Annotated in this window: 2 pseudogenes; both read right to left on the bottom strand. The window is 71.5% G+C overall.

The annotated features are described in order from the left end of the window. Window positions 1–56 precede the first annotated feature (56 nt). Window positions 57–632, bottom strand: a pseudogene (locus StrepF001_RS45030) (transposase); the annotation flags it as partial. Between the two features lie 68 nt (window positions 633–700). Then, window positions 701–2263 (bottom strand): annotated as a pseudogene (locus StrepF001_RS45025) (transcriptional regulator); the annotation flags it as partial.

Below are 2263 nucleotides of genomic sequence, written 5' to 3'. Positions count from 1 at the left end.
AGGTACCGCCGAGCCGTGATCCTCGAGATCCGCACCATTCACGCCACCTCCGGCGGGACCGGGTCCAGCGGCCGGTTCTGCCACTCGGCCATCCCGTTCATGACCTTGTCGGTGATGGTCGAGATGGTCTGCTTGGACACGCTCGCGCCATAGACCTCGGCCAGGTGGGCGGAGATGTCACCGTGCGTCAGACCACGCGCGGACAGCGACAGGACCATCTCGTCGACGCCGGTCAGCCGCCGCTGCCGCTTCTTGACAATCTGCGGCTCAAAGCTGCCGTCACGGTCACGCGGCACCGTGATCTCCACCGGGCCGACGTCGGTCAGCACGGTCTTGGACCGGGCCCCGTTACGGCCGTTGCCGTTGCCGTTGCCGTTGCCGTTGCCGCTGCCGGCACCGGCCGGGTCGTGCTTCTCGTAGCCGAGGTGGTCGGTGATCTCGCCTTCGAGAGCGGACTCCAGCACGCGCTTGGTCAACTGCTGCAGCAGCCCGTCCTCACCGGTCAGCTGTAGGCCGCTCGCGCGGGCCCGGTCGACCGACTGCCCGATCAACTGCTCGTCCAGCACGTCCGCCGACAACTCGGCCGGCCGGACCTCTTCAACCGCCTCGGCAGAGACAGTCACGTCGCTCATCAGGTGCTACTTCCATGATCGGGAGTTACACCGAAGACCGTACAGACCCGGCTGTAGTACCAGGCCCTTCAGCTCCCGGGTGTTCCTGGAGCGTCCTGTCGTCCTCGGGTGAGGTTCCGCTCGATGGCCTGCCGGGCCACCTCGAGTACGGCGGTCCTGCCGGGGACCGGCCCCCGACGCTTCCCGGTGTGCTGGGAGCCGGTCGCCGCGGGCGCGTCCGGGGCGCGGTCCGCGGCGGCGGCGATCAGTGCCGCCGCCTCGTCGTCCCCGAGACGGCGCAGCAGGTCGGCGAGGTTGCGCAAGGTGGTCCACAGGTGGGTCCAGTTGCCGGTGCGGGCGAAGTACCCGATGACGTCCCGGTAGCCCTCCAACGCCTCGTGAACCCGGCCCTTGGCGGCACGCACCGACAGCAGCCCGACGGTCGCGACGCCGACGAGGAAGGTCGCGCCCGAGGTGCGGGCCAGGTCGACGGCCTCGACGTAGTGCCGTTCGGCGAGTTCACCGCGGCCCGCGAGGTTCTCGATCTCCCCGGCGACGTAGGCGCCCCAGGCGCGCATCGAGGGCGACACCGCGCCGGCCCACCCCTGCTCGTTGAGTCGGCGCGCCGCGTCCGGGTCACCCGCGTAGGCCGTCGCGAGGGCGGCGATCCCGAGGCTCTCCCGGTGCGGGCCGGCGAGATCGGCCGCGGCCAGGGAGTGCTCCACCACGGCGCCGTGGGCGCCGCGCGCCAGCTCGGCCACCGAGAGCACCATCAGGCACTGCCAGGGTGCCTTGCCCTCGGTCTTCTTCTCCAGCCCGGCGCGGGCGAGCCGTTCCGCACGGACGTAGTCGCCGTGGTGATAGACGGCCTCACCCGCGGCCCCGAGGACGAGGCCCGCGCCCGGGTGGTCGGCGAGTGCCGGGTCGGCGGCGAGTTCCTTCGCCCAGTCCCGGATCTCCACGAGGTCGCGGTAGGCGATCGCGTCGAACAGTCCGACGACCATCGCAACGGCGTCGTCCAGGGACCCCCGGTCGCGGACCAGCCGCCATGCGGCCCGCAGGTTCGGCAGCTCACGGCGCAGCTCGGCGTCGGCCTCGGGCTCCCGCTCCGTCGTCATGGCGGAGTGGAACCGCGCGGTCAGCTCGACGGCCCACCGCGCCATCCGCTCGGCCGCCGCCTTGTCCTCGCCGAGGGCCGCGAGCCTGTCCAGCCCGAACGCCCGCAGCGTCTCGAGCATGCGGTACCGGGTGGTCCCGTCGAAGGTGGCGTCGATCATGGAGGCGTCGACGAGGCGGGCCAGCGCGCTGCCGGGGTCGCCCGCCAGTGCCAGGTCGGTGGCGATCCGCTCGGCGGTGTCCAGGTCCACGCCGTCGGCGAAGACCGACAGGTGCCGGAACAACCGCCGTTCGTCCTCCGTGAGGAGCTGGTACGACCACTCGAGGGTCGCGCGCAGGGTCCTGTGCCGGGACTCCGCGCTGGTGCTGCCACCGCCGAGCAGGTCGAGCGAGCGGTTCAGGCGCCGTCTCAGATCTTTCAGGGAGAACGTGGACAGTCGGCCGGCGGCCAGTTCGATGGCCAGCGGCATCCCGTCGACACGCTGCACGATATCGGTAACTGTCTGCAGTTCCTCAGGGGTCAGGGGCGGGCCGGG

Source organism: Streptomyces sp. F001, assembly GCF_004187715.1.
GTDB lineage: Bacteria > Actinomycetota > Actinomycetes > Streptomycetales > Streptomycetaceae > Streptomyces > Streptomyces flavusporus.
This window is presented reverse-complemented; position numbering and strand designations above follow the sequence as displayed.